Below are 3,189 nucleotides of genomic sequence, written 5' to 3'. Positions count from 1 at the left end.
AGTCCCCTTTCGGGGGCCGGGCATATTGGCGACTTGTTGTCGCTGGTATCGATGGTTGCGGGGACAGGATTTGAACCTGTGACCTTCAGGTTATGAGCCTGACGAGCTACCGGGCTGCTCCACCCCGCGTCACCAAATTGCTGGTCTTCAAGCTGGGATACGGAGCGTTAGTGCTCCGCAAGGCCGAGCGGCTGCCGCGCCTTATTGGCGCGAGAGCCAAGGCAGCATGTGCTGCCGCCGGCGCCTGAGGCCAACGAAGGTTGTAAATGGGTTATTTCCAGATCTGTTATGCGACTGCGCCGGCTTCAAAGCCTGGCGGCGACCTACTCTTCCACTGCTTAAGCACTAGTACCATCGGCGCTGTCTGGTTTCACGGCCGAGTTCGGGATGGGATCGGGTGGGTCACAGACGCTATGGCCACCAAGCTATGGAGCTGGCGCAGTTGCGTTGATCTGGTTCTAGAAACCGTGCGGTTTTACTGGTTATGCTGAGAGGTTATTCCGCTATCGATATCAGGACTGATATTGATGGCGGGGCTCTCAAGCGCGAATAGAGCAATTAGTATCGGTTAGCTCCACGCGTTACCGCGCTTCCACATCCGATCTATCAAGGTCGTGGTCTTCGACCGCTCTAAGAAATCTTATCTTGAGGGAGGCTTCCCGCTTAGATGCTTTCAGCGGTTATCCCGTCCATACATAGCTACCCTGCTGCGCGGCTGGCGCCACGACAGGTCCACCAGAGGTATGTTCAACCCGGTCCTCTCGTACTAGGGTCAACTCCTCTCAAATTTCGACGCCCACGGCAGATAGGGACCAAACTGTCTCGCGACGTTCTGAACCCAGCTCACGTACCACTTTAATTGGCGAACAGCCAAACCCTTGGGACCTGCTCCAGCCCCAGGATGTGATGAGCCGACATCGAGGTGCCAAACAACCCCGTCGATATGAGCTCTTGGGGGTTATCAGCCTGTTATCCCCGGCGTACCTTTTATCCGTTGAGCGATGGCCCTTCCACGAGGGACCACCGGATCACTATGACCGACTTTCGTCTCTGCTCGACTTGTCAGTCTCGCAGTCAGGCTGGCTTATGCCATTGCACTCTAACAGCCGGTTTCCAACCGGCCTGAGCCAACCTTCGCGCGCCTCCGTTACTCTTTAGGAGGCGACCGCCCCAGTCAAACTACCCGCCACAGAGGGTCCCTGAACCAGTTTCATGGTTCGAGGTTAGACATCAGAAAACAACAGGGTGGTATTTCACCTATGGCTCCACCAAGGCTGGCGCCTCGGCTTCAAAGCCTCCCACCTATGCTACACAATTCTTTCCTAATGCCACTCTGAAGCTGCAGTAAAGGTGCACGGGGTCTTTCCGTCTAACCGCGGGTACTCCGCATCTTCACGGAGAATTCAATTTCGCTGAGCATGTACTGGAGACAGTGGGGAAGTCGTTACGCCATTCGTGCAGGTCGGAACTTACCCGACAAGGAATTTCGCTACCTTAGGACCGTTATAGTTACGGCCGCCGTTTACCTGGGCTTCATTTCGGAGCTTGCACCCCTCCACTTAACCTTCAGGCACCGGGCAGGCGTCAGACCCTATACGTCGTCTTGAAGCCGACTTAGCAGAGCCCTGTGTTTTTGCTAAACAGTCGCTACCCCCTGGCCTGTGCCCCCCACAACTGGTTGCCCAGATGTGGGGCCTCCTTCTTCCGAAGGTACGGAGGCAATTTGCCGAGTTCCTTCAGTACACTTCTCTCAAGCGCCTTGGTATACTCTACCTGACCACCTGTGTCGGTTTCGGGTACGGTCTATACGGTGGGGCTATTTCCTGGAACCATTTCAAAGCCATCCCAATCCGATAAGGGATGACAATACACATGATCCGTCACACACCACCAGGCCCACGAATATTAACGTGGTTCCCATCGACTACCCCCTTCGGGCTCGTCTTAGGGGCCGGCTCACCCTGCGCGGATTAGCCTTGCGCAGGAACCCTTGGTCTTTCGGCGACAGGGCATCTCACCCTGTTTATCGCTACTCATGTCTGCATTCGCACTTCCGATACCTCCACGACCCATTACCAGATCGCTTCAACGGCCTACGGAACGCTCCGCTACCGCGTGAAAAATCCCGCAGGATAATCACACCCTAAGCTTCGGTGCGTGTCTTGAGCCCCGTTACATCTTCGCCGCAGGAACCCTTATTTAGACCAGTGAGCTGTTACGCTTTCTTTAAAGGATGGCTGCTTCTAAGCCAACCTCCTGGTTGTTTTGGGATTCCCACATGCTTTCCCACTTAGACACGACTTGGGGACCTTAGCTGTAGGTCAGGGCTGTTTCCCTTTTGACGACGGACCTTAGCACCCGCCGTCTGTCTCCCGGATATCACTCGATGGTATTCGGAGTTTGGTTGAATTTGGTAGATCTCGCGACCCCCGCATCCATCCAGTGCTCTACCCCCATCGGTGTTCGTCCGAGGCACTACCTCAATAGTTTTCGCGGAGAACCAGCTATTTCCCGGCTTGATTGGCCTTTCACCCCTAAACACAACTCATCCGGTAACTTTTCAACGTTAATCGGTTCGGACCTCCAGTGGGTGTTACCCCACCTTCATCCTGGTCATGCCTAGATCGCCGGGTTTCGGGTCTAATGCATCAAACTCAGTCGCCCTATTCAGACTCGCTTTCGCTGCGCCTACACCTAACGGCTTAAGCTTGCTTGATACATTAAGTCACAGACCCATTATGCAAGAGGTACGCTGTCAGGTCTCAAGGACCCTCCAACTGCTTGTAGGCATTCGGTTTCAGGTACTATTTCACTCCCCTCATCGGGGTGCTTTTCACCTTTCCCTCACGGTACTTGTTCACTATCGGTCATGCACGAGTATTTAGGCTTAGAGGGTGGTCCCCCTATGTTCAGACAGGATTACACGTGTCCCGCCCTACTCAAGTCCTGATGTTTCATTTTCGCATACGGGGCTGTCACCCGCTATGGCCACTCTTTCCAAAGTGTTCTGCTAATTCACCATCAGGCACTGGCCTGGTCCGCGTTCGCTCGCCACTACTAACGGAATCTCGGTTGATGTCTTTTCCTCCAGCTACTGAGATGTTTCAGTTCGCCGGGTTCGCTTCACCAAAGCTATGTATTCACTTCGGTGATATCCTTCCCAATTAACTCCCGTCCCGGATTGCTCCG

Annotated in this window: 1 tRNA gene and 2 rRNA genes (1 of these 3 running past the window's edge); all 3 read right to left on the bottom strand. The window is 54.4% G+C overall.

Going from position 1 to position 3,189, the window contains the following annotated elements:
* Nucleotides 1-52: 52 nt before the first annotated feature.
* Nucleotides 53-129: transfer RNA gene (locus tag WP12_RS21000), tRNA-Met, on the bottom strand.
* Nucleotides 130-310: 181 nt separating this feature from the next.
* Nucleotides 311-425 (bottom strand): 5S ribosomal RNA (gene rrf / locus WP12_RS20995).
* A gap of 113 nt (nt 426-538) precedes the next feature.
* Nucleotides 539-3,189: ribosomal RNA gene (locus WP12_RS20990) — 23S ribosomal RNA — on the bottom strand (it continues 153 nt past the right edge of the window).

Source organism: Sphingomonas sp. SRS2, assembly GCF_000971055.1.
Classification (GTDB): Bacteria; Pseudomonadota; Alphaproteobacteria; order Sphingomonadales; family Sphingomonadaceae; genus Rhizorhabdus.
This window is presented reverse-complemented; position numbering and strand designations above follow the sequence as displayed.